The organism is Candidatus Hinthialibacter antarcticus, assembly GCA_030765645.1.
In the GTDB taxonomy this organism is placed as follows: Bacteria; Hinthialibacterota; Hinthialibacteria; order Hinthialibacterales; family Hinthialibacteraceae; genus Hinthialibacter; species Hinthialibacter antarcticus.
In genome coordinates this window covers 1-24,069 of the sequence record JAVCCE010000048.1, presented here as the reverse complement: position 1 = coordinate 24,069, position 24,069 = coordinate 1, and the positions used below count along the sequence as shown (strand labels likewise).

18 protein-coding genes are annotated in these 24,069 nt (G+C 53.8%); 11 read left to right on the top strand and 7 right to left on the bottom strand.

Translation table 11 applies throughout. The annotated features are described in order from the left end of the window. Positions 1-80: 80 nt before the first annotated feature. From P9L94_11350 to P9L94_11305, 10 genes are all read left to right on the top strand, one after another. Positions 81-1,553, top strand: a complete 1,473-nt coding sequence (locus tag P9L94_11350; GenBank protein MDP8244669.1) for a UDP-N-acetylmuramoyl-L-alanyl-D-glutamate--2,6-diaminopimelate ligase — start codon at positions 81-83, stop codon at positions 1,551-1,553. Next, a complete protein-coding gene (gene mraY, locus P9L94_11345) occupies positions 1,553-2,665 on the top strand; it encodes a phospho-N-acetylmuramoyl-pentapeptide-transferase (GenBank protein MDP8244668.1) in 1,113 nt (370 codons plus the stop codon). Before P9L94_11350 ends, mraY begins: the two co-directional genes overlap by 1 nt. A 12-nt stretch (positions 2,666-2,677) precedes the next feature. Further along, complete coding sequence (gene murD / locus P9L94_11340) at positions 2,678-4,072, top strand: UDP-N-acetylmuramoyl-L-alanine--D-glutamate ligase (GenBank protein MDP8244667.1); 1,395 nt, start codon at positions 2,678-2,680, stop codon at positions 4,070-4,072. Beyond that, on the top strand, positions 4,069-5,205 hold the full coding sequence (gene ftsW, locus P9L94_11335; GenBank protein ID MDP8244666.1) for a putative lipid II flippase FtsW: 1,137 nt from the start codon (positions 4,069-4,071) through the stop codon (positions 5,203-5,205). Before murD ends, ftsW begins: the two co-directional genes overlap by 4 nt. Positions 5,206-5,216: 11 nt before the next feature. Continuing rightward, a complete protein-coding gene (gene murG, locus P9L94_11330; protein ID MDP8244665.1) occupies positions 5,217-6,314 on the top strand; it encodes an undecaprenyldiphospho-muramoylpentapeptide beta-N-acetylglucosaminyltransferase in 1,098 nt (365 codons plus the stop codon). Between the two features lie 4 nt (positions 6,315-6,318). After that, the gene (gene murC, locus P9L94_11325; GenBank protein MDP8244664.1) at positions 6,319-7,722 is read left to right on the top strand and encodes a UDP-N-acetylmuramate--L-alanine ligase; all 1,404 of its coding nucleotides are present in this window, start codon (positions 6,319-6,321) and stop codon (positions 7,720-7,722) included. Beyond that, entirely contained in the window at positions 7,719-8,624 is a 906-nt protein-coding gene (locus P9L94_11320) for an FtsQ-type POTRA domain-containing protein (protein MDP8244663.1), read from the top strand. The genes murC and P9L94_11320 overlap by 4 nt, the downstream gene beginning before the upstream one ends. Beyond that, the gene (gene ftsA / locus P9L94_11315; protein ID MDP8244662.1) at positions 8,621-9,859 is read left to right on the top strand and encodes a cell division protein FtsA; all 1,239 of its coding nucleotides are present in this window, start codon (positions 8,621-8,623) and stop codon (positions 9,857-9,859) included. The genes P9L94_11320 and ftsA overlap by 4 nt, the downstream gene beginning before the upstream one ends. A 103-nt stretch (positions 9,860-9,962) precedes the next feature. Further along, positions 9,963-11,282: a cell division protein FtsZ gene (ftsZ, locus tag P9L94_11310; GenBank protein ID MDP8244661.1), complete on the top strand. Its 1,320-nt coding sequence runs from the start codon at positions 9,963-9,965 to the stop codon at positions 11,280-11,282. A 678-nt stretch (positions 11,283-11,960) separates the two neighbouring features. Then, positions 11,961-12,761, top strand: coding sequence for a head GIN domain-containing protein (locus P9L94_11305; GenBank protein MDP8244660.1), 801 nt, complete (start codon positions 11,961-11,963; stop codon positions 12,759-12,761). Between the two features lie 77 nt (positions 12,762-12,838). Here P9L94_11305 and P9L94_11300 read toward each other — a convergent pair whose 3' ends face one another. After that, positions 12,839-13,042, bottom strand: a complete 204-nt coding sequence (locus tag P9L94_11300) for a cold-shock protein (protein MDP8244659.1) — start codon at positions 13,040-13,042, stop codon at positions 12,839-12,841. Positions 13,043-13,375: 333 nt separating this feature from the next. Here P9L94_11300 and P9L94_11295 point away from each other — a divergent pair, with 333 nt between their 5' ends. Then, complete coding sequence (locus tag P9L94_11295) at positions 13,376-14,416, top strand: aldo/keto reductase (protein ID MDP8244658.1); 1,041 nt, start codon at positions 13,376-13,378, stop codon at positions 14,414-14,416. Between the two features lie 641 nt (positions 14,417-15,057). On the opposite strand, the gene P9L94_11290 is transcribed toward P9L94_11295, so the two are convergent. The 6 genes from P9L94_11290 to P9L94_11265 form a co-directional block, all read right to left on the bottom strand. Further along, positions 15,058-16,773 (bottom strand): alpha/beta hydrolase fold domain-containing protein, encoded by a 1,716-nt coding sequence (locus P9L94_11290; GenBank protein ID MDP8244657.1) that lies wholly within the window; start codon positions 16,771-16,773, stop codon positions 15,058-15,060. Between the two features lie 88 nt (positions 16,774-16,861). After that, positions 16,862-17,572 carry an N-formylglutamate amidohydrolase gene (locus P9L94_11285; GenBank protein MDP8244656.1) on the bottom strand — a complete coding sequence of 237 codons (711 nt, stop codon included), beginning with the start codon at positions 17,570-17,572 and terminating at the stop codon, positions 16,862-16,864. Beyond that, positions 17,562-18,797: a glutamate-cysteine ligase family protein gene (locus P9L94_11280; protein MDP8244655.1), complete on the bottom strand. Its 1,236-nt coding sequence runs from the start codon at positions 18,795-18,797 to the stop codon at positions 17,562-17,564. The genes P9L94_11285 and P9L94_11280 overlap by 11 nt, the downstream gene beginning before the upstream one ends. Next, positions 18,794-20,254, bottom strand: a complete 1,461-nt coding sequence (locus P9L94_11275; protein MDP8244654.1) for a RimK family protein — start codon at positions 20,252-20,254, stop codon at positions 18,794-18,796. The genes P9L94_11280 and P9L94_11275 overlap by 4 nt, the downstream gene beginning before the upstream one ends. Positions 20,255-20,259: 5 nt before the next feature. Continuing rightward, positions 20,260-20,994: a hypothetical protein gene (locus P9L94_11270; GenBank protein ID MDP8244653.1), complete on the bottom strand. Its 735-nt coding sequence runs from the start codon at positions 20,992-20,994 to the stop codon at positions 20,260-20,262. Positions 20,995-21,418: 424 nt separating this feature from the next. Then, the gene (locus P9L94_11265) at positions 21,419-23,914 is read right to left on the bottom strand and encodes a mechanosensitive ion channel (GenBank protein MDP8244652.1); all 2,496 of its coding nucleotides are present in this window, start codon (positions 23,912-23,914) and stop codon (positions 21,419-21,421) included. Between the last annotated feature and the right edge of the window lie 155 nt (positions 23,915-24,069).

Below are 24,069 nucleotides of genomic sequence, written 5' to 3'. Positions count from 1 at the left end.
TTTGTAATTTTTATTATAGAAATTCGCGTTGAAGTGAATGGTATGCTCGACGCCGCTTGGGCAGCGGCTGCGAAACGCAAATGATGATTGAGGGAAACGAATTGTTTCAGGGCGTAGAGGTATTAGACGTTCGCGGCGATCTGCCGATGACGGTAGACGGCCTTGTATGCGACAGCCGCCTGGTGAAACCGGGCGACGCATTTGTCGCATTGCGGGGCGATGCGTCTGACGGTCACCGCTTTCTCGCTGACGTGGCCGGGCGTAACGCCGGGGTCGCGGTGGTCGAGGAGTATTGCGACGCCGTCATGCCCCAAGTGCGCGTGGCCGACTCGCTGGCGTCGCTGCCCGTTCTCGCCGCAAACTATTATCGTCACCCCGCAAAACAACTTAACCTCTTTGGCGTTACTGGTTCCAACGGAAAAACCACGACAACCTATTTGCTCGAACAAATCTATCAGTCGATGGGCGAACCCATCGCCGTGATTGGCACCATTGAATACCGCTATCAAGATTTTCACCAGGACGCGCAAACCACCACGCCGCTGCCGCATGAAATGCAACGCGTCTTGCGCGAGATCGCTGACCGGGGATGCGCACGCGCCGCGATGGAAGTTTCGTCGCACGGCCTCGCGCTGCACCGCGTCGATGGATTGCAATTCCATACCGCTGTTTTCACAAATCTCAGCCAGGACCATCTCGATTTCCATCATACGATGGATGACTATCGCGAGACCAAAAAACGCTTGTTCAGCGAATTTCTCGCTAGCGACGGGACGGCGGTTTTGAATCTGGATGATGAAACCGGGCGGCGTTTTTCTGATGAATTGAAATCCATCAAACAATTGAATATTGCCATAGAGCGCCCGGCTGAGATTCAGGCGCTTGATCTGGAAATCCGCCTCGAAGGAACGCGCTTTACTTTGCGGTTCCCGGATGGCTCGTTCGATTTGCTGACGCCGCTGCAAGGGCGCCACAATGTTTACAATATTTTATGTGCTGTTGCGGCGGCTTATAGCCAGGGCGTTGGTTCTGCTCATCTGGCGCAGTGCGTCGAAAAATTGTGCGCGGCGCCGGGGCGCTTAGAGCAAGTCGAAAGCGCAATCGGCGCTCTGGTGGTGGTCGATTATAGCCATACGCCGGATGCGCTAGAGAAATGCCTTGAGACGCTCAACGCCGTGCCCCATCAGCGCATTCTCACCGTGTTTGGCTGCGGCGGCGACCGCGATAAAACCAAGCGTCCGCAGATGGGCGCGACTGCGTTGCGCATGAGCGACAAGGCGTTTGTAACGTCTGATAATCCACGCACGGAAGATCCGCAAGCGATTCTAAACGACATCGTCGCGGGCATGACGGGCGAGGGCGAATCTATCGTCATTGCTGACCGCGACCAGGCGATTCGCGCGGCGGTGGAAGAGTTACAGCCAGGCGATATTTTGTTAATCGCTGGCAAAGGCCACGAAACCTATCAAATTCTCGGGCGCGAAAAAATTCACTTCGACGACCGCGAAACCGCCCGAAAGCATTTGCATGATCTTGGAAAGGGGGCGGCGTAATGGCGCTGGAATTTCTATACCCGCTTTCTGAGATGTATGAGGCGCTGGGCTTCTTGAACGTGACCAAGTACATCTCGTTCCGCGCGGCGATGGCGGCGGTGACCGCCATGATCGTAGGCGTGTGCCTGGGGCCGATTTTGATTGCATGGCTGGAGCGGATGAAGATCGGCCAGACCATTCGCGGCGAAGGCGTGAAGGCGCTTTATGATTTGCACAAAGAAAAATCCGGTACGCCCACCATGGGCGGCGTGTTGATTCTCGCCGCGGCCTTTCTGTCGATGGCGTTGTGGGGCAACTGGCGCAACGAGTTAGTCATCACTGCGCTCACGGTAACCATGGCGTTGGGCGCGTTAGGGTTCATTGACGATTACACCAAACTCAAAGAGAAAATGTACAAAGGCGTTCGCGCCAAACAAAAATTGTTCGTACAACTTAGCGTCGGGCTTGGCTTGGGCGCGGGGTTGTATTTCTTGCACCCGTTGGTCAGCGAGCAGCCCTACAGTTTGCCGCTGCCGTTTTTGAAGAGCGTGTTTATTCCCTTGGGTATTTTGTATATCCCATTCGTTGCTTGCGTGGTGACGGGCGCGTCTAATTCCGTCAACCTCACCGACGGCCTGGATGGGCTCGCCAGCGGGTGTTTTATCATCGCCGGGCTTGCCTTCGCTATGTTGGCTTATGGCGTTGGGCGCGTGGATACCAGCGCCTATCTGGGGATTTTGTACGTCCCCAAATCGGGAGAGTTGACCGTGTTCGCAACGTCGCTGGTCGGCGCGACCATGGCGTTTTTATGGTTTAACGCGCACCCCGCGAAGGTCTTCATGGGCGATACCGGTTCTCTCGCCTTAGGCGGCGCCTTGGGCGCTTTGGCGGTGTTAATCAAACAAGAACTTTTACTTTTCATCATCGGCGGCGTGTTTGTGATGGAGTCGCTGTCGGTGATTATCCAGGTGACGTCATATAAATACCGTAATAAGAAGCGCGTATTTTTGATGGCGCCGCTGCATCATCATTTTGAAATGAAGGGATGGTCGGAGACGACCATCGTGGTCCGGTTTTGGATCTTGGCCGCCGTGTTTGCGTTTGTAGGACTCGCAACGCTCAAGGTGCGCTAAAAAGAGGACGCCATGTTGGCAGGAATGTTAAAACAAGAAGCGCGCGAAATGCTGCAGGGGCCGTTGCCCCAAGCGGCGGGCATGTGTGCGCTCATCGCCGGCATGGGATTATCGGGGCAGGCCGCCCTGAAGTTGATTATGCAGGAAGGCGGGCGCGGCGTGGCCTTTGAAAGCGATCCCGAACGCGCCTCGGTGCTTCGCCGTGAGTGGGCGCCCTATAAATTGCCCGTGCTGCAACGCGAACCAGCGCAGATGGACGGCATCGACTATTGCGTGCTGAGCCCTGGCTTTTCGCCGACGCATCCGCTGATGGAGCAAGTGCGGCGCAACGATATCTATACCATCGGCGAGATGGAACTCGGCTGTCGCTTCTTCCAGCGCCCGATTCTCGCCGTGACGGGTACGAACGGAAAAACCACCGTGACGCGAATGATCGCGCACATCTTAAAGCAATGCGGTTATGAACCGCTGGCGGCGGGCAACGTCGGCGTGGCGGTGTGCGAAGCCGCGCTCAAAGAACGGCGCATCAGCCGCCAACCGATGGTGTTGGAAGTCAGCAGCTATCAATGCGAGACCTTTGAAGAATTCCGTCCGCGCGCCGCCGTGATTACCAATCTGGCGCCGGACCATCTCGACCGCTACGAATCGGTCGAAGCGTATTACCAGTCGAAGTTTAAAATCGCAGCCAATCAAGCGTCAACGGAGGCGCTTTGGATGGGTCCCGGGGTTGAGGGTATTTGTCCTGAGTGGGTTCCGTCGAGGAAACGCGCGTTTGCAATACATGACTTGGGACCTGACGGCGTATATTTCCTTGGCGGGACCCTTCGGGTCCGCGACTCGCAGCAGGAAGAAGAATGCAAGGCCGAGTTTTTGCAGGAATGGCCGCAACAAATGGTGTTGAATGCGCTCGCCGCTATCGGAATGGCGACATCTTACGGCGCCTCGCTAGAAGACGCTGCGCAGGCGGTCAAGACGTTTCAGGCGCTGCCGCACCGATTGGAATTCGTCGCTGAAATCAACGGCGTGAAATTTTATAACGACTCAAAAGCGACCAATGTTCATGCGCTCGAAGCGGCGCTGCGTTCGCTGCAAGGCCCGGTGCGCTTAATCGCCGGGGGCATGGCGAAGGGCGATGATCTGACGACGCTCGAACCGCTGCTGCGCGAGAAAGTCGCCAGCGCCTATTTGATTGGACGCGACGCGCAGCAATTTGAAGACGCGTGGGGTTCAATCATTGAAGTCCATCGCGAAGGCTCGTTAGAAGACGCTGCGGCCCATGCCGCCAACGATGCGAAGCCAGGCGACTTGGTGTTGCTGTCTCCGGCCTGCGCCAGTTGGGACATGTTCGCCAATTATGAAGAGCGCGGCGAATGTTTTAAACGCGCCGTGAAGGAGCGCCAGGTATGATTCGCTCCGACTCGCTGATAAACGGCTCGCTGATGGTGCTTATGCTTGGCCTGATTTTATTAGGGCTGGTGATGGTGTTGAGTTCCAGCCAATTTATGATGTTGAGGAACCCCGATACCAACGTCTATCAATTTATGGGGCGGCAGTTGATACGTTTCAGCATCGGCTTGGCGTGTTTTACGTATTTCGCTACGGCGGATTATAACCAGTGGGAACGCTGGGCGCGTCCCATCATGATTGTGAATCTGATTTTGCTGGCGTTGGTGTTGACCCCGATGGGCGACTCCGCCAAGGGGGCGCAACGCTGGTTAAACGTGGGCTTTCGTTTTCAACCGTCTGATGTGACGAAAATCGCGGTGATTTTTTATCTCGCGGCGGTTTGGGCCGAGCGGCGCGAACAGATGGGTTCATTTTTTCGCGGCGTGTTTTTTCCGATGCTATTGGTTGGATTCACGTTGGGACTCATTCTTTTGCAGCCTGACCACGGAACGGCGTTCTTTATCGGCATCGTCGCGATTGCGTTATGGTTTTGCGCGGGCGGAAAAATGATGCACATGGTTCCCGGCGCGGTCGCATTTGTTGCGGCGATTGGCGCCGCGTTATATAGCAAGCCGCATTTGTGGCAGCGCATCACCGCTTTTATGGAACCCGAAAAATACGCGAACACAAAATACTATCAGGTGCTGCAAGCCAAGATCGGTTTTGCGCACGGCGGTTTGACTGGAGAAGGAATCGGCAACGGCGTTCAGCAACTGGGTTTTATGCCCGAATCGCATACCGATTTTATTTTCGCCATCATTGGCGAAGAACTTGGGTTTATCAATTGCGCGGTCCTCATCGCGGCGTTTTTGCTGATTGTGTTGATCGGTTACTGGATCGCGATTCGCTGCGAAAACCCGTTTGGGTCGTTATTGTGCGTCGGCTGCGCGACCGCGATCGGATTTCAGTCCGCGTTAAATATTGCCGTCGTCACGGGCAGCGTCCCCACCACCGGGATCGCGCTGCCGTTTATTTCTTACGGCGGATCGGCGCTGATTATCAACATGATTATGATCGGGCTGATGGTCCGCGTTGCGCGAGAGACGTTTGACATTGAACCTTCGACGCCGGCCAGTCGTCGGCGCACAGGGTGAAGGAGATTGCGTTGAATTCGACGCAGGTTGGTTCCATCGTGATTACCGGAGGCGGCACGGGCGGCCATCTGTACCCCGCATTGGCGGTGGCGCAGGCGGTGCGCGCGTTGGCCCCCGATGCGCCCCTGTTGTTTATCGGGCGCGAGGCGGAACGCGACCGGCGCGAGGTCGAATCGCGCGGCATCCCCTTTATGGGGCTGACGCTGCAAGGCCTGCGCCGCAAGATTACCGTGAGCAATTTGAAGGCGCTTTGGTTGGCGTTCAGCGGCGTGGTTCGTTGTTTGCTGCGAATGCGGACGATGTCGCGCGGCGTGGTGTTCGGCGTCGGCGGCTATGCGTCGGCTCCCGCGTTAGCGGCGGGGCGCCTGCTGGGCTGGAAGACCGCCTTGCATGAACAGAATACCGTGCCGGGTTTGGTCAACCGAATACTCGCGAAAAGCTGCGACGCCGTTTATGTAACGTATGAAATTACCCAGCAGTATTTGACGGGCGTGAATTGTCAGGTATCCGGTTTTCCGTTGCGCAAAGACATGTTGGATGCGCACAAAAATAGTGAACGCAATCGCGAGGGAGCCGTTCCAGCGATTTTGAGTATGGGCGGAAGCCAGGGCGCGCGACGCCTGGTTGAGGCCAGCCTGGAAGCGTTTCGATTGCTGCGCGAGCGTGGGCGTTCGTTTAACGCGCTCCTGCAAACCGGACAAAAAAATTATGAGTGGGCGCAGTCGCTGCCGTCGGTGGATGGCGTGACGCTTGCTCCGTATCTCGATGATATGGCTACGGCGTATGCCAAGACGGACATTGCCGTCAGCCGCGCAGGTTCGGGTTCTCTTTCGGAGTTGGCGTTGTGGGCGACGCCGTCCGTTCTGGTTCCATATCCGTATGCGGCGGAAAATCATCAGGCGGTCAATGCGAAAGTGTTTGCCGACGCCGGGGCGGCCTTGGTGATTGAAGAAAAAGGCCTCACCGCGAAACAGTTGGCGGATGAGCTCGACACTTTATTAAATGATGAAGAACTACGGCGCGGTATGGGCCAGCGGGCGGCGGATTTATGTAAAGCCGACGCAGCGGAACGTATCGCGCGCGATTTAATTGCTTTTTTGAGAGGTTGAGGGAATGAACGACCGCGACTCCCTACGGGGAGTGGACCGCGTCCATCTTATTGGCGCGGGCGGGATCGGCGTAAGCGCTCTGGCGCCTGCGTTGCTCGCTCGCGGCTGTACTGTCAGCGGTTCGGACCCGGCGTCAAACGCCGTGACCGAACGGCTCAAAGAGATGGGCGTGACAATATACCACGAGCACGCCGCTGAACACATCAACGGCGTGGACCTCGTTGTGGCTACCTCGGCGGCCCCGCCCGACAACCCCGAACGCAAGGCGGCGGAGGCGGCGGGCGTCCCGGTGTGGGCGCGCGCGCGCATGTTGGGCGCATTGGTCAACGAAAAGCGCGGCATCGTTGCGTCCGGCGCACACGGCAAAACCACGCTCACCGCCATGCTGACTCATGTCTTTCTCGGATTAGGCGAAGACCCCAGCGCTTACATCGGCGGCGACGTACGCCAATTGGGCGGCAACAGCCTGCTGGGCAAAGGCGAATGGGCCATCGCCGAAGGCGACGAGAGCGACGGTTCATTCATCTATCTCAAACCAGAAATCGCGTTGGTGAACAACATCGACGCCGACCACCTCGACCACTACGAAGGCATCAACGACATCATCGAACAATTTGAACTATTTCTCGCGGGCGTTCATAAAGACGGCTGGATTTTGACTTCTGCTGATTGTAAATACACGCGCAAGTTGAATCTGCCCAACGGGCCAAAACGGTTGACTTACGGCTTCGCCGAAGACGCCGATATATGCGGGACAAATTATTACGCCAATGCGCGCGGCTGGGGCTGCGACGTGGTAGTGCGCGGCGAAATGCGCGGCCCGATGCGCTTGCAAATCAGCGGGCGCTGCCACACCCACAATGCGTTGGGCGTTCTGGCGGCGGTCGAAGCGGCGGGGCTGTCGATTGAGAAAGCGATGGAGTCATTGAAGACGTTTGAAGGCGTACAGCGCCGCATGGAAGAAAAAGGCTGCGTACGCGGCGTGACCGTGGTGGACGATTACGCCCATCACCCCAATGAAATTCGCGCCACCATTCAGGGACTGCGCGACCGCTATCGCAACCGGTTGATTGGCGTGTTTCAGCCGCATTTATATTCAAGAACCCTGAAATTGCTGGACGATTTCGGGCGTTCGTTTACGGGATTGGACCTGGTGGTGTTGACCGACATCTACGCCGCCCGCGAGCAACCTGTTGCGGGCGTCAGCGGCGAGGCGCTCTTGCAGCCGACGCGAAACAACGGCTCGCCTGCGTTGTATATCCCCCAGCATGACGAAGCGGTGAATTTTTTGTGCAGCGAGACCCACGACGGCGATGTGGTCGTCACTATGGGCGCGGGCGACGTGTGGAAGTTGGGCGACCAATTATTGGAGCGTTTGCGTGAAGCCAAGGCGGAGGCGGTCCGATGAATGAATGGATGAGCAAGACGTATCAGCGTTTTGCGACCAACCTCCGCTATGTTTGCCGGGTCTTTTTGATGGGCGCCACCTTGGCGGGCATCATTTTGCTCAGCGTGGACCTGTTTAAGTATTTGTTTAATTCATCGGATTTTTCGATTCAGCAAATCACCATCGAGGGCGCAAGCCGAATCCAGGAAGACGAAATTCGGGCGCGGTCGGGCCTGGCGCCCGGCGCCAACCTTTGGCTGGTGAAATTAGAAGAATTGGGGCGGCGCATTGAAGAACACCCGGTTGTACATCGGGTCGCGGTGCAACGCATCCCGCCGCACCGCATTCATATTGTGATTGAAGAGCGCGTCCCGGCGGTGTTTGTGTTGAATGCAGACGAAGGGCGGATGTACGGCATTGATGCAAACGGTGTGGTGCTGCCGCCGTACCTGGACGGTTCGATGCAAATGCGAAGCCTGGATGAACGTCAAGGATTGGCTGCGTTGATTCAGTCCAAGCCGCTCGTGTCCGGCGTGGTTTCTGTCGTAACGCCCGGCGCCGTGATTGAAGATGAGCGGGTGTTGGCGGGCTTGGCGCTTACCCAACGGTTGGCCGAGGAAGCGCCGGCGCTGGCGGCGGAGATCACAGAGTTGGAATTTCGCGACAATGGAAACATGGCGCTTCATCCCCGGCGCCGCGCTGGCGTGATTGTGTTGCGTGATGTGGAGTCTCCCAACCTCGTGGCGCAACTCAAAGCGTTTTGGGAAGTATTGGAAACGGAAAATCTGCGGGCGATTTATGTGGACGCCCGTTTTCCTGAACATGGATTTGCCGTGCGTTGGGACGAACGCGACGGTCAGGCGTGGAAAAAATTATACGGAAACCAGGGCTTGTTGACGCAAGCGGCGGCAATGGAACTATGAACCAAACCTATCAACGCGACGGCTTATTAGCCATTGACATTGGCGCGACCAAAGTATGCGCCGTCGCAGCGCAGCGCAATGAACGCGGCGCCATTGAAGTGGTCGGGGTCGGCATTCACCCCTGCGAAGGCATGGCGGCCAGCGGCGTGGTGAATTTAGAAGAGATCGTGTCTTCGATTTCTCATGCGGGCGCCAAGGCGCTGAGCCAAACCTCCGGGTTGGATATTCGCAGCGCGGTGGTCGGCGTGTCGGGCGTGTTTGTGCAAAGCCAGAATTGCACTGGCTCTGTGGTGTTGTCGCGGCATGGCCGCGCTGTCACTCATGAAGACATTGAACGCTGCAAGCAGGCGGCGATTCAAAAATCCACGCCCAAAGATTACGACATGGTTCATGCGATTCCCCGGGGCTACCGCCTGGATGAAGCGCAAAATATCCGCGAGCCGCTGGGCATGGAAGGCAGCGTACTGCAAGCCGATATCCATCTCATCGTCGGGCGGCAGTCGGTGTTGAAGAACTTACGCCGTTGCGTCGTCAAAGCGGGCTTTCAGGTGGAACGGTTCGCGTTTCAACCGATCGCGTCGTGTTATTCGGTGCTGACGGATGAAGAAAAGATGACGGGCATCGCCCTGATTGACATCGGCGGCGATACCACCTCGGTGCTGGTGTTTTATGAGGGATTTATTGAACACAGCGAGACGTTGAACGTGGGCGGGCGCGATATCACCCGCGACATCAATCACTATTTTCAGACGCCGTTTGAGAACGCAGAGAACTTGAAAAAGTATTCCGGCTCGGCGTTTTCTGAATCCATTGATGAAGAAGAACGGCTGGAAGTGGTGCGCTTTAAAAACCGGCGCACCATCGTGGTCAAACGCCGCCGCCTTTGCGAAGTCATCGAAGCGCGGGTCGAGCAGATTCTCGATGAAGTGACCCGCTCGCTGCGCGCGCGTGATTTGCTCAGCGCCTTGTACGGCGGGGTGGTGTTGACCGGCGGTTGTTCGCTGCTCGACGGGATGCGCGAAAAAACGCAGTCCATCATCAAGAAAGAAATCAACATCGGCTACCCCAACGGGGTGGTCGGCTTTGAAGAACTCATCACCAGCCCGGGCTATGCCTCGGCGGTCGGGTTGTTGCATTTTGGTTTTGAAAAACGCGATGAAAATGATGCGCTCTATGGCGCGGGAATCAAACGAATTTGGCGAAAGGCGACGCGATGGTTAAACGAGGCGTTTTAATCGCCGTCGCTTTGGGCAACGAAGTTCGCGGCAGCCCCAAATGGATGACGGCAAAAATTGAATTTTTTCAAATTATAAATAGAGCCCCCAGGAGGACGATCTGATGAATATTGAATTCGCAAATAGCAGCGACTACGGGAACCAGCCCGAAGACGACGGCGACGCAAGACGTCGCGGACGGATTGAACTGGCGGACGAAGAACAAGTCCAACAATTGCGCGGCGGGCCGAAAATTACCGTGGTCGGCATTGGCGGCGGCGGCAGCAACGCGGTTGATGGAATGGGCGACGGCGCCCTGGACGGTGTTGAGTTCATTGTATTGAACACCGACGTGCAGGCCATTCAACGCGCCAAAACGCCCCGTAAAATCCATATCGGAAAAAGCATCACCAAAGGCTTGGGCACGGGCGCCAATCCGGTGCTTGGCGAACAGGCCGCGAACGAAGACCGCGAATTGATTCGCCGCGAACTCGAAGGCGCCGACCTGGTGTTTATCACCGCTTGCCTCGGCGGCGGTACGGGCACTGGCGCGTCGTCAGTGGTGGCGGACATTGTCAAAGAAATGGGCGCGTTGTCGGTGGCGATTACCACCAAGCCGTTCGACTTTGAAGGCTCGATTCGTCGCAGCCACGCCGAAAAAGGCCAACAGATTCTACGCAAAAAAGTCGATACGCTGATTACCGTTCCCAACCAGCGTTTGATTAATGTCGTTGACGAAAGCACCACATTGTTGGATGCGTTCAAGGTGGCGGACAACGTCTTGAAGCAATGCGTCCAGTCAATCGCCGACCTGATTACGCGGCCTGGTCTCATCAACCTCGATTTCGCCGATATCAAATCCATCATGGATTCCGCCGGTTCGACGGTGATGGGCGTTGGTTACGGTCATGGCAACGACCGCGCCGAAGAAGCCTTCAAGCAAGCCTCCAGCAGCCCATTGATGGAAGAGCAAGTCATCGAAGGCGCCAAGGGCATCCTCATCAATATCACTTGCGGCGCCGATATCAAACTGCTTGAGATCGACAAGGCCATCTCGAAACACATTCGCGACCGCGCCGATGGAGACGCCAACGTGATCTTCGGCGTTGTGATCGACAACGACATGCAAGATGAAATGAAGGTGACCATTCTCGCAACCGGCGCCAACCAGATCGAACGCCGCGATTATAAGAAGACGGCGCGCGATGAACGTCCGGTGATGCAGGAACGCGGCCACGCTCTCAAAGGGCCGCTGCCCTACGTCGAGAAAAAAGGCCTGAGCGAAACCGTTGAAGGCGATCCTGATGATTTGCGTGAATTGGTTTTTGCTGAAAAAGCCAGCGCACCGACTTCGGCGTTTGCCGAACGCTCCCGCTCAGACAAAGGCAAGTCATTGCCGCCGATGTCTAAGTCGTTGTTCAGTAATTTGAAAAAAGAACGCTAGGCGGGTATCGGGCCTGTCCCGAACCTCTCCTTTCCATCCCATATAGTTTTCCCACGCCCCTCCGAAAGGAGGGGCAATTTTTTTTTGGGGGGGGGCTCCGAAAACCGGTTACTTTTCCATCAATTGCATCGCGATTTCTAGAAGGCATCTCATAAATACTTGGTTTTTCGTTGCTGCGGCCTGGGTACAACTCTGCTCGCTTCAGTGCGGGCTTTCAGGCTCTTTTGCACAGGCGCTCCCAGAGTCGCACCCATGCCTTACTGTGCGTTAAGCGCGCCCGTAGGGGCTTAGCGATAGATACAGTAATGAAAACTCAATCCGCACATGTTTCTGGCAACCACTATAGAAATCATCTCATAAATACTTGGTCTTTCGTTACATGCGGCATGGGTACAACTCTGCTCGCTTCGGTGCGGGCTTTCAGGCCCTATTGCACAGGCGCTCCCAGAGTTGCACACGCGCTTCAGAGGCTTACTCATTGATGAAAAAATACGGTTGGGTGGCAAGGGCAAGAATGAGCAAAGCGAGTTCAGCCCTTGATTGAGCGCGGTTTTCTCAATGGATAGAGCGTTTGGCAAAAAATACTTTGATGTGCATTTTTATTGAATGAAACGCGCTTCTCATGCGTATTGCTTGATAGGGACGGGTGTATCGGTGCGTCTCAACAGAGGAGGGGAAATGATGAACCGGAATTTACTGATTGGAACCATTGCAGTTATTGTTGGGATGATTGGCGCGTGTGACATTGATGATTATTCAAGTCAAAAACGGATTTACGGCTCTGGCGACGCAGCGGTTGAAGAGCGCGATGTTTCAGGGAGTTTCCAACGCGTTTCTTTGAGAACGGTTGGCGAAATGACGCTTCAACTCGGCCCCAGAACGGAGGTTGTGGTTGAAGGCGACGATAACATCCTGCCTTATATTCACACCGAAATCGAAAACGGCGAACTCCAAATCTATAAAGAACGCGGCGTTAATTTGCGCCCCAGCGTTAAACTGCGATATACGGTGACCACGCCCGATTTAGAGGCGATTGCTTTATCGAGTAGCGGCAAAGCGGTGGCGCCTTTCATTGAAACCGATTCATTCGAGATCAAGGTCAGTTCTTCGGGCGGCCTCAAAATGGACGGTTTGAAGACGCAAAAAGCGTATATAAAAGTAAGCAGTTCGGGCGGAGTTTTGCTCGGCTCATTAAACGCAGACAGAGTCGAGACGAATATCAGCAGTTCGGGCGATATCCATATTGAAGAGGGAAGGGTTGATCGCCTGGATGTGAAATGCAGCAGTTCCGGTAATTTTAAAGCAGCGGATGTGATGTTCCAGGATGTTGTTGCTCATTGCAGCAGCAGCGGCGGCGCTTGGGTCCATGTTTCGGAGTCGCTCAAGGCTGATTGTTCGAGCAGCGGCGGCGTCTATTATCGCGGCAATCCCTCGGTTGAGGCCCACACCAGTTCGTCAGGGCGGGTCAAGCGCATGTGAATTTCATAACAAAATAGCAAAAGAAAAGCCGCGATGAATTTTCATCGCGGCTTTTGTGTTCGTGGTGAGGGTGCGTATTAGCCGACGGCTTTGACGTTAACAGCCTTGGGGCCTTTTTCGCCTTGTTCGGTATCGAACTCAACGGCTTGGTTTTCATAGAGGTTCTTGAAACCGTCGCCAGCGATGCCTGTGTGATGGACAAAGAATTCTTGACCGTCTTCTTGTTCGATGAAACCGTAACCTTTTTGCTCGTTAAACCACTTCACTTTACCTGTTGCCATTTTGATGGCCTCCTACTACTAGTATGTTGCTTCTCTTTTCTTGATACTGGGAGGGACGCCAAAACAACAACTGGTAAAACCTGGTGTTCATTTGGGTGTTCCGGTATGGCAGAAAGAGTTGCATTTCCGGTAGTATACTCATTTCTAGGAAAAAAGAAACAGTTTTTTTATTTTTTTTACATCCGTTGAATTTCCCGGTTCCAACAAATTGGTATTTTTTACGCCAATCTGGTAGTAAATGCTATTCAAAATGGATAGTTTATGCGAATATGGGAACAAAATATTGCTAAAAATAGACGTATCTATAAAATATCTTTATTTGGATGGTGTGCTATGAAAAGACGGCCTTTTTTGAAATTATCGAGCGGATTGGCGGGCGGAGCCGCGATGGGGATGGTCTCCTCCTCTGTTTGGGGCGCTGGCGACGGCATTGTTGACCGCGTTCACGGCGTTCCTTATCGCATGTTGGGGCGTACCGGCGAGAAGGTTTCGATTATTGGTTATTCCTCGCTGGCGTTGATTCACGGCGAACAGGATGCCTGCAACCAAAGCGTACAAAGCGCGATTGAGCGCGGCGTGAATTATCTGGACACTGCGCCCGCCTACGGCAACGGCGATGCGGAAATCAAACTCGGCAAGGCGCTGGTCGGCGTCGACCGCAGCAAGTACCTGCTGGCCTGCAAGACCAAAATGCGCACAAAAGACGGCGCCCGCGAAGAACTCGAGCGTTCGCTCGAGCGCCTCAAAACCGACCACTTCGACGTATATCAGATGCACCATTTGCGTACCACCGATGAAGTCAAAGAGGCGTTTGGCCCCAACGGCGCGATGGAGACGTTTTTCAAAGCCAAAGAAGAGGGCAAGGTGCGTTTCTTGGGCTTCTCGGCTCACACGACCAAAAGCGCGTTGCTCGCGATGGAAAATTATAATTTCGATACGGTGATGTTCCCGATTAACTTTATCGAAAACTATGCGTTCGGCTTTGGCGACGAAGTGATGGACAAAGCGGATGAAATCGGCGCGGCGGTGTTGGCGATCAAGCCGATGTGCGGCGGCAACTGGCCTGAAGGCGTCGAGCGTACGCGCAAGTGGTGGTATCGCCCGATTGAGGACCAGGACAAGGTCAACATGGCGGTTCGCTATACCTTGTCGCAGCCGGGCGTCGTGATCGGGTTCCCGCCGGGGTTTCTTGATCTCTTTGAGAAAGCGCTGATTGCGGCGAAAACGTACCAGCCAGTTAGTGATGATGAACTGACGGCGCTGAAAGAAATCGCTTCGAGCAGCCTCTCGGTCTTTGAAGAACGTCAGAAGCAATACTCCGTCGCGAACCCTGAACTGGACGGCATCTTCCAATGCCCCTACGCCTCGGCGTAAGTTAAATGTAACAATAGCGGATATCGCGCCCGGAGGATTCAACTCTCCGGGCGTTTTTGTTTATTCAACACATCACATTAAATACTTGAAGCCATCTCAGAATAATTTGCACTTTCGTTGCGAAAGGCATGGGTACAACTCTGCTTGCTTCGGTGCGGGCTTTCAGGCCCTTATGCACAGGCGCTCTCAGAGTTGCACCCATGCCTTACTGTGCGGTAAGCGCGCAGGCAGGGGCTCAGCGATAGATACAGTTATGAAAACTCAATCCGCATAGTTTTCTGGTAACTACTCTAAATACTTGATTTGATACCCTGCTGCTTGCGGCGGGATTATTCATTGCACTTTAATACCAAAAATATTGCTGGCATGGGTACAACTCTGCTTGCTTCGGTGCGGGCTTTCAAGCCCTTTTGCACAGGCGCTCACAGAGACGCCCCCCCCCTCTAATTCCAATGTCATTGACGTAAGGGGTGGCGAGCCAAGGCTGAATAAAATGAAGCCAGCCCTTGAAACTAAGTTTGAACGTATCGCTTTAATTGTGCTGTTTTGAAATCCCCCCTGGCGCTTTCAGCGCCGTCCCCCCCCTTAAAAAGGGGGGCTAAAAGTCTAAAGTCAATGACACTGTCGAAGGGGTTTAGTATTTATTTTTGCGGGTCGATGTAATCAAGCGTCTTGAGCATCCATTCAAACGGCGGGCGTTGGTGGCCCATGTCGGGAACTTGAAGATAAATGGCGTTGTTGAGTAATTTGCTATAGCCGCGTTCGTAATAGTATCGAGTCTGAGCGCGGTTGCCGTCATGGTCGCCAGTGAGAAATACATAGCGCCCGTTTTCCGCCGCCATACGAAGGTATTGCGGTTCCGGCTTATTGAAACTCGACTTCCATTTTACCCGGGTCTCTTCGGGGTTGCGCATGTCGTCCCAGTAGTTCACGCCGATGATGAACGCGGCGCCTTTCCACACGTCGGGGTGATGAAACGCCGTCATGCTGGATGTACGGCCGCCGCCGGAGATTCCAAATACAAAAACGCGGTCTTCATCAATGTTATAGCGCTTCTGAATGTTGTGGGCGGCGTCGAGCGCGAGGGGGACGCGCCGGACGAATACGTCATGGCGGTTGCCGGAGTTGTTAGCGCCGATGAAGATCATCTTGCGATCTTTTAATTCTTCGGGAAGTTCTTCCCACGGAGGCTTGCCGCTTTCGCTGGGCGAGATATTGACTAGCAGGCCGTAGGGCGTTTTCGCATCGTAATCTTCAGGGACATAAACCTCAAATGATTCATCTCCAATATCATAGGCGTAGAGTTGCGGCTTGGGGCCGATGGCGCGTAGTTTGATCCCCAGTCGAAAGCGTTTGTTGAGTTCTACTACGTTGGCTAGAGGGTGATGGTCATTGTAATGCGCTTGATAAACCCCCGTCTTGATTGATTCGTCGGCGTTGGATTCGTCGGAGTCATATTTTGTCATTGCCGCTAATGGACTGGGGGCATTCAGCGGTTCACCGTCGAGGTAGCCATTGTCGATCAAAAACTGGTCGGCGAGAAATAATGTTTTATCGAGCCAGGGCTGTTTGTTGAAGAAGCCGTGGCGTTCGCCATCGGCGGTGTAAAGCGTGACGGGCGCTTTCAAGTCGCGGGCGGTTTTCATTAATTCGACGGCGGGCGCAAACAGCGAATCGTCTTTGCCGAAAAATAGAATCGCAGGCGGGGTCTCTTCGCTCCATGTATGTAGAGGCGAGATCGCTTTGGCGGTTTCGGGCGAATCGACGCGCTTGCTCCAACGTGGGGCGAGTACATCCAAAACAGGGTTGAACAATACAAGCAAATTTGGCTTGGATGAGACGGCGGCGTTTTCTGTCGGCGCGTCATAACCATCGACGGTGTATGCGCAAGCGGCGATGTGCGCTCCCGCTGAACCGCCCGCCGCAACGATGCGGTTCTCGTCGATGCCGAGGGTGAAGGCTTTTTCGCGCAGCCAGCGGACGGCGCTCTTGGCGTCTTCAACACATTCGGTGGCGGAGGTCGCGTGGCGAGAGTGCACCCGGTAGTCAGCCCGCGCTACGACTAGGCCGCGTTGTGCAAAATAGGCGGCTTGGTAGGCGAATTGATCAATGGAACCTCCAACCCAACCGCCGCCAAAAAAGAATACAATAGCGGGGCGTTTGTCTTCGAGTTTCCAGTCTGACGGAAAATTGAAATGGATTTTCAGTTCGCCCTGTGGGGTTTGTTTGTAGACGTAGGATTCTTCTGGCTGCGAAGGCGGAAGGATAAATGGTTCTTCATCCGAACTGACGAAGAGTGAATTCACCAGCAGGCTCGCGATGATAATTTTGCGAAAATTTCTGGTTAGATAACGCATCGTATCCGTCCCCTATTTTTTTACATTCCTACGATAGGGTATCGCATTTTATGCGTTCGCGTCTAATGGCGTGGTAACGGATGAGAGGCTAAGGGGTGGCTTGAGGCAGGTCGGCGCTGAGGGCGTTGATGCAATCATTCACCATCGCGTTCCATTGCGGCTTGTCTTCGAACCACAGGCCGTGGTTGAGTTCTAACTCGACGCCGATGTATTGGTTTTTGGTGAATTGCTTGCGCAGCGCGGTGGCGAAGCCGTCTGCGATGCCCCGATAGGGGTAATTCATCCGCACGGCCCAACGCGGCGCCTGTTTGCGAAGTTCATTGCGCCAGTGGGTGCAGAACTTGTGCTCCGGCGCGCGGCTTGGGTCGTACAGCAATCCAATATCGGCATTGCGGTTGGCCCCATTTAGCGACGGCGTAAATGAATGGACGCTGATGTGGATGACCTTGCGGCGTTGGTTTTTGAATGCGCGTATTGTCTGGATGACTTGATTGCGATAGGGGAGATAGACGTCATTGATAATCTGTTCGCGCTCGCTGTCCGGCAGCGCTTTGGAAATATCGCTGAACAAATGGTGGTGGCGCAGGCTGCGGTTGCAGTCAATGAGCAGGCGCGAAATGGAGGTTGAGAATAAAGGCGCTTCGAAATGCTCCGCCATTTTTTTCGCCGCCATCAATGCTCCCGGATCATAGCCGCGATGCGAACCTAACAATTCGCCGTATTCGGCGAAAAGAGGCTGATAGCGCTTGGGGATGTGATTGCCCGCATGTTCGCAGGTGATGATAAGGTTATCCAACAAACAGGCGCCCCTCTGACAGGCAATCGCATAATTGCGCGTAGACGGCGTCAATTGAAGAGGGCGGTGGCGCGTCGCCGACGGCGTTGAGAATGCGCGTCGATAAGTTGCCTTGTTTTAAGATGATCTCAATGGGCGCGAAGAATGGTTCGTCTCCCGGTGCGGCGTTTTGTTTGGCGGCGTCAAACAGGCGTTGCCACAATTCGCGAACGGATGCGCTGTTTTGATTGTTTAAACCGAATACTTGCAAATAGGCGGCGTCTTCAATGTCGGCGTTCAAGCCACGCGTTACGCAATGTTGGAGAATGGCAGCCAGCCCGTCTTCGTGAAATGATTGCTGCGTTTGATATGAGCAAGCAATCTCATTGCATAGCGCTTTTAAACTTGAAACGATCAACCACGCGATTGCTATGTCCGCCAAAGGGCATTCCTGAATGTCGAGTACGCGAATTTCGATGGCGTTGCGGTCGAAGCGCGCAATGGCGCCGCGCGCGTTACACCATTCATCCTGCAAGGTTTCTTCTGGATCAAACGGCGCGATGTCCCGATAAATTTTCTGCAAAATTTGGGCTTCGTAATCGGCTTTAGAAAACACCGCTTCAGGAACCACTTTGCCGGTGACGGACGGCACCTTCGCTGAATTGACGGCGTAATACTTCATGCGATTGTCGAGAACGCCGTTGGCTTGATATTCAACCAATGGGCTGCTGGCGGCCAATGCGGGCAAGATGGGCAGAATCAAACGGATGGCGGCGTGCAGGCGTCCAAACTCGTCATCGTTGGCGAACGGGAGGTTGATGTGGACGCTTTGCAGGTTCGACCAGCCGTGGCCCCGGCAATCGAAAATGCGGTTGTAGGCTTCATAGACCTGGTTGTATTCGTGCGGCCATAGTTTGGTTTCGCGTTCGGGGACCATGCCGGGGTGCATCGCTGTAGGCATCAGGCGCGCGCTTTTTTCTTGCAGCCGTTGGTTGATGGCGCCGACGTTTTTCTGAAAGGCTTGCGCGAGCGGTTGCAGCGATGGTTCGGGGCCTTGGGTTTTGAGTTCGATGACATGCAAGACCAACTCGTTCGACCAGTTTAAGCCGTCGCCTTCGATTTCCGATTCGTAGGTTCCAGAAAATGAATGCAGCAGCCAGTCGGAAATCGGCGCAACGCGTCCGTTCGTCTGCTCCACTATCATGTATTCCAACTCGACGCCGTAGCCTTCAAATAAATGCCATGTCATGTAAGTGACTTTCGTTCTTCCACCCGGCGTAAGAACGACGCCATGATGGTGGAGTAAATGTGGTCTTTGAGCACCTGGTCTTCAAAGCCGTGTTCGATGCTGGGGTTGTCGTTGATTTCGATCACGCGCACTTTGGAGCCGATCTGTTTCAGATCGACGCCGTATAGCCCGTCGCCGATGGCGTTAGCGGCGCGTAAGGCGCACTTGATGACCGCTGGCGGTACAGAGTCGAATGGACAGGCGCCCACTTCGCCGTATTTCATTTCACCGGTCAGGTTGTTATTTTGAATCTGCCAATGTCCGCCCGCCATGTAATACTTGCAGACGTAGAGCGCCTTGCGGTCAAGAACGCCCACCCGCCAATCGAAAGGCGTCGGCAGAAATTCCTGGGCGATGAGCAGATCGGACGAAGCGAACAGCGTATCGAGAAGCGCGTCGAGCTCTTCTTGCGAATTCGCTTTATAAACGCCCTGCGAAAACGAACTGTCCGGCTTTTTGATGATGCACGGGAAGCCAATGGTCTCCGCCAGCAAGTCGCGATTGTCGCTATGTAGAATCAGCGTCTTGGGGTGGGGGATGCGGTTGCGGGTCAGCAGTTCCGCGAGGAACACTTTGTTTGAACATTTTTGGATCGACGCGGGGTCGTCCATCACCACCAGGCCTTCCGCCGCTGCGCGTCGCGAAAACCGGTAGGTGTGGTGGTTGACGTTGGTGGTCTCGCGAATGAATAGCGCGTCGAATTGGGGAATGAATTCGTAGTCGTCTTTTTCGATATATTCCACGCGAAAGCCAACTTTTCGGGCCGCGCGCGTAAACATCTCCAGCGCTTTGTCGTTCGAAGGCGGATCGATTTCTTCGGGATCATGAAGAATGGCTAAATCAAAACGCGGTTGGGCGGTTTTTGATATGCGGCGCCGCGTCGAAAAATACCGTTGCGCTTGTTCCGTTACGAAACTGTAATGCTCTTCTGGAACGTCTTTGCTCGATACTGGGCGGATGTTGTGCAGCGTCCATTCATCGTCAATTTTTCTGAATTCGGCCCGCAGCATCGGCGCCGGGAACAAGCGAAACAACTGTTTGCTCAATTGGTCGTAGCGCTTGGCCAGGTTCTTGCCAAAATAAATGCTGAGTTGAAAGCGGTCGGACGCCAGCGGTTTGAGGCTCTTCTGGATCAACTCAGCGATGTCGTCGGAGATAACCCGCAAGATAGAAAGCGATTTCATGTCCTGGATGGTTTCGATGCTGGGGAACGGCTTATGCCCCCGCGCAATCGCCAGCAGCGAGACGTAATAGCCCAGGCTCTGATAGCGGTAAGAACGGCATAGGTTGATGACGTGTAGGCCGCGCCGTTCAAAATAGTGCGCCGCCGTCAAATAGTCGCGGGCGGAAACGGTTTCGATGTTTTGTATGGGTAGGCGCCATTTTTTGGGATTGTTTACAACTAGGATCGTGTCCATGTGGGTTAGTGTTTATCGCCTCGCGGTTCGATGATTAACAGGTTCGAATCATACGTGATCGTCCCTAAGAGAATCGAACAAATAAGCCGGTCGAAGCCGACTTCGTAATTCTGGCTGGGCTGAATTGGGTTGGGATAGAGCGGATCGGCGACCAACACTTTGCGGCTTTCTTTGTCGTACCCCCGCAAGATGACGAAATGCCCGGTCGGCTCGCCGCGCAGGTCATCGTATTCCGAAGCGTGAGGGTCGGTTTCCGACTGGCGTTCGCGCGCGCACTGATAGAGGTAGGTTGCGCTCAACCCGGTGAGGATGGGCCGCTCGCGGGTCAAGTATTTTTGCAACAGCCTGCCTTTGATCTCATCGAAGCGAAGCACGCCGCCGCGTTCAATAAATTCAATGTAACTCGAAATCACAAATTGGAGTTTTGGGTCTGTTTTGAACGCTAATTGGCGGGCCAGTTGCCGCTGGATTGCTTCGGCGGGCAAATTGAACCATGTGGGGTCGAAGGCTTGCAGGTTGTATGAATAGATGGTGGCTTTGTAGCCGCGCATCAAGGCGTGTTGCGCCAGCAAGACGGCTAGCGTACCGCCGTCGTCGCACTTGGGCGTTTCCCGAATCACTTGGTCGAGGTGTATGTCGTCGCCGTAATATTGATACACCGCCTGGAGGCAGGTCGGGCCGCAGGTGACGTCATTGGGCTGCGGTTGGATTTCGAAGGCAATTTCCGTCTTCGTTTGCAACGCATTGTTCTTTCAACGCTGTCAAAGTCGATTCCAAACAAGGCACGAATCTTTGTAAATTGTACTTGGTGTTTGAAAATGAAAAAGACGTGAAGTGCATTTATTATCAAATACGCCAGGCAGGCTGTTCGACTGCCTGGCGTAAAGCGTTAATTATGGTCCTTCCGGTATTTGGATGCTTTTTCACAAATAGAATTGAGATTTATAGAAGCCTCTTCATCAATACTTGATCTTTCGCTGTGTGTGGCATGGGTACAACTCTGCTCGCTTCAGTGCGGGCTTTCAGGCCCTTATGCACAGGCGCTCCCAGAGTTGCACCCATGCCTGATTGGTTCGTCAATTTTTAATATGCCCGAATACGTTTTCTTAAACAAAATTATGGCCATCCATCAATGCAAGTACTCACTTACCGGATGAACCTTAATTATTGGCTTGGTTCTGACGGGGGCTGCCAATTGGCGTCAGGGCCGCCGTCGCCTTTTTCGACAAAAACGGTTTGGGTCGGATAGGCGAACTCAATGCCTTCCTGCTCAAATTTACGATACAACCTCAGGTTGATGTCTTGTTGAATATCCATATAAACGGGGTAGTCGGGCGAAAGGACATAATAGACCGTTTCAAAATTCAATGAAAAATCGCCGTACGCCTTAAAATGAGCGCGGTCGAAGCGGACTGTGTCTTTTGACTCAACAATCTCGCGGATGTACCCGGGAATCTTTTCCAGTTGCTCCGCTGATGTTTGATAAGTCACGCCCAGCGCAAACACGATTCGGCGTTCGTGCATGCGTTTGAAGTTACGGATGCGGGCATTGAGCAGGTCGCTGTTGGAGCAGACGATCTGCTCGCCGGTCAGGCTGCGGATGCGGGTCGATTTGATGCCGATATGTTCAATGTTTCCGAGAAAGGTGTCAAAGATAACGAAGTCGCCGTGGACGAAGGGCTTATCGAGTACGATGGAAAGCGAGGCGAACAAATCTCCGAGCACCTTCTGCACCGCCAACGCAATGGCAATACCTCCAATGCCGAGACCCGTGACCAGGCCGGTGGCGTCGTAGCCCATGTTTTGTATAACGAGAATGAGGGTAATGGCCCAGAGCGATAGCTGGCCGATAAAATTGAAAATGGCCATAGCGCTCATGCTGGTTTCGTCGCGTTTGGATTTCGTCAGAAGATATTTGAGAATCCATTGCTTTAAGTAATAACTGGTGATGATCGCGCATTGCATAATCAGCGCGATGATAAACAGCCTGTTCATGTAGGTGGGGTAGCCCTCATACAAGATCAGCATTTTGGAGGCGATATACACCGCGAGCACTAGGAAGAACAGCGGTTTGATGCGCTTGACGGTTTCGCTGGCGACGGGCGTGACCGCGCTTTTGCTGTCTTTGGCCAATCGCCGTAACCGCCATGTTACGACCCAACGGATAAGGTAGCAAATAATGAAAATGATGAAGCCAACCGTCAGCGCATAGAACCATGCGCGGGCCGAATTTAGGTAGTACTCCTTCTCAAGAAGCGTGTGGATGTATTCATCCCAGGTTTGCTGAGAAATTTTTTCGTTGATTTCATCGAGTAATTTATTATGCAGCCGACGCACCGACTCTAACTGGCTTTGGCGCTCGCGATAGAGCGAAATCGACTGATCGAGAAAGGTAATTTGTTCTTCGAGCCATTTTTTGGCGTCGCTGGCTTCGGTGGACAAATTGCTGAGGCTATTTCGAATGGTGGTGATGCGCGACTGTTTTTCTTCCAGCGAAAATCCAATGCTGCGGCTGCTTTGGTTCAGGGTCTCGATGTTGGTGCTGATTTCCTGCTTCCATTCGAGCATGGTGGTTTCTTCCACCGTCTCGTTAAACACGTCAAAACGCTTTTGCCAAAGCGATGTCCGAACCGGGATCCATTTCAGGTTTGAGTTGATGCTCTCAATTCGGATATTGACCGTATCTATCTCGAATTGCTTGGCGTTGACTTCTTCATCCAGCGCGGGCGTAGAAGCGGCCGCTGCGGTTCGCCTCAGATTGGCGCTATCGAGTTTCGCCTGGATTTTCGTTTTGGCTTTTTGTGCTTTGTCGAGTTCCTGGCCGAGAGTGAATTCTTCTTTGGCCAAGCGGTTTTTTTGGTCTTGTAGGTCTTCCTGAGAAAAGACGACATTCTGTTCAATGCGCTTCACGCGCTCTTGCAGCAGCGTCAACTTGGCTTGATAGACCTCGCGCCCGGATTCTTCATTGTGCTGGTCGATCTTTCGCAGTTGGATCGTTTCTGAGGCGGCGCGAATCTGGTATTGGGATGCGAGCATGTCCGACGCCAGTTGCATACGGACGGCTTCCTCTTCGGCGCTTTCTGATTTCGCCCGAATTTGCGCGAGTTGCGTTGTGCGTTGTTCCAACTGGCTTTGCGCTTGCTTTAAAGAGTTTTGCGCTAACTCGATACGATTGGTGATGGTGTCTTTACGGCCTTCTTCAACCGTTAATTGTTCTCGCAGGCGGTTATATTCTAAAAAAGAAGATTCTCCTTCTTGGGGAGTTTCTTTCAGTTTTTCTAATTCTTCTTTTGCTTGCTTTAACTGGTCATTTAAGGATATCCATTGTTCATAGGCTGAGATTCTCTGGCCTTGGATCAGGTCGATGGTTTGAAGCATTTCAACCTGGCGGACGATGGGCGCGGCGGCGGTGGCGTCGCCAACCTCTTTCGCGGCGGCTTGTTTCGCGGCGATCTGTTCTTGCAGGGATTTGCGCTTGCCCTGAAGTTGTTCAATTTTTACTTTCGGGTCAATTTCTGTGGCGACGGTTGCGCTTGAAACTTGAGTGGATGAGACAACCGCAGTGGCTTCGCTGGGTTGAGCCTGGACGTTATAACCCGCGATTGCTGCGGAGATCAATAACGCGAAATACAATACACAATTGAACTGGATATTTCTCATATCTGCTTTCGTTGTTCCTTTATGTTTTTGGTTCATCCGGTATTTGGATACTTTTTCACAAATAGAATTGAGATTTATAGAAGCCTCTTCATCAATACTTAATCTTTCGCTGTGTATGGCATGGGTACAACTCTGCTCGCTTCAGTGCGGGCTTT

Excerpts from the sequence above, each read along its gene's own strand:
- P9L94_11275 (MDP8244654.1), bottom strand. The coding sequence starts at position 20,254 with ATGGACACGATCCTAGTTGTAAACAATCCCAAAAAATGGCGCCTACCC.
- murD (MDP8244667.1), top strand. The coding sequence starts at position 2,678 with ATGTTGGCAGGAATGTTAAAACAAGAAGCGCGCGAAATGCTGCAGGGG.
- P9L94_11320 (MDP8244663.1), top strand. The coding sequence starts at position 7,719 with ATGAATGAATGGATGAGCAAGACGTATCAGCGTTTTGCGACCAACCTC.
- P9L94_11305 (MDP8244660.1), top strand. The coding sequence starts at position 11,961 with ATGATGAACCGGAATTTACTGATTGGAACCATTGCAGTTATTGTTGGG.
- murC (MDP8244664.1), top strand. The coding sequence starts at position 6,319 with ATGAACGACCGCGACTCCCTACGGGGAGTGGACCGCGTCCATCTTATT.
- ftsA (MDP8244662.1), top strand. The coding sequence starts at position 8,621 with ATGAACCAAACCTATCAACGCGACGGCTTATTAGCCATTGACATTGGC.
- P9L94_11300 (MDP8244659.1), bottom strand. The coding sequence starts at position 13,042 with ATGGCAACAGGTAAAGTGAAGTGGTTTAACGAGCAAAAAGGTTACGGT.
- P9L94_11290 (MDP8244657.1), bottom strand. The coding sequence starts at position 16,773 with ATGCGTTATCTAACCAGAAATTTTCGCAAAATTATCATCGCGAGCCTG.
- ftsZ (MDP8244661.1), top strand. The coding sequence starts at position 9,963 with ATGAATATTGAATTCGCAAATAGCAGCGACTACGGGAACCAGCCCGAA.
- P9L94_11295 (MDP8244658.1), top strand. The coding sequence starts at position 13,376 with ATGAAAAGACGGCCTTTTTTGAAATTATCGAGCGGATTGGCGGGCGGA.
- P9L94_11350 (MDP8244669.1), top strand. The coding sequence starts at position 81 with ATGATGATTGAGGGAAACGAATTGTTTCAGGGCGTAGAGGTATTAGAC.
- P9L94_11265 (MDP8244652.1), bottom strand. The coding sequence starts at position 23,914 with ATGAGAAATATCCAGTTCAATTGTGTATTGTATTTCGCGTTATTGATC.
- P9L94_11280 (MDP8244655.1), bottom strand. The coding sequence starts at position 18,797 with ATGACATGGCATTTATTTGAAGGCTACGGCGTCGAGTTGGAATACATG.
- ftsW (MDP8244666.1), top strand. The coding sequence starts at position 4,069 with ATGATTCGCTCCGACTCGCTGATAAACGGCTCGCTGATGGTGCTTATG.
- mraY (MDP8244668.1), top strand. The coding sequence starts at position 1,553 with ATGGCGCTGGAATTTCTATACCCGCTTTCTGAGATGTATGAGGCGCTG.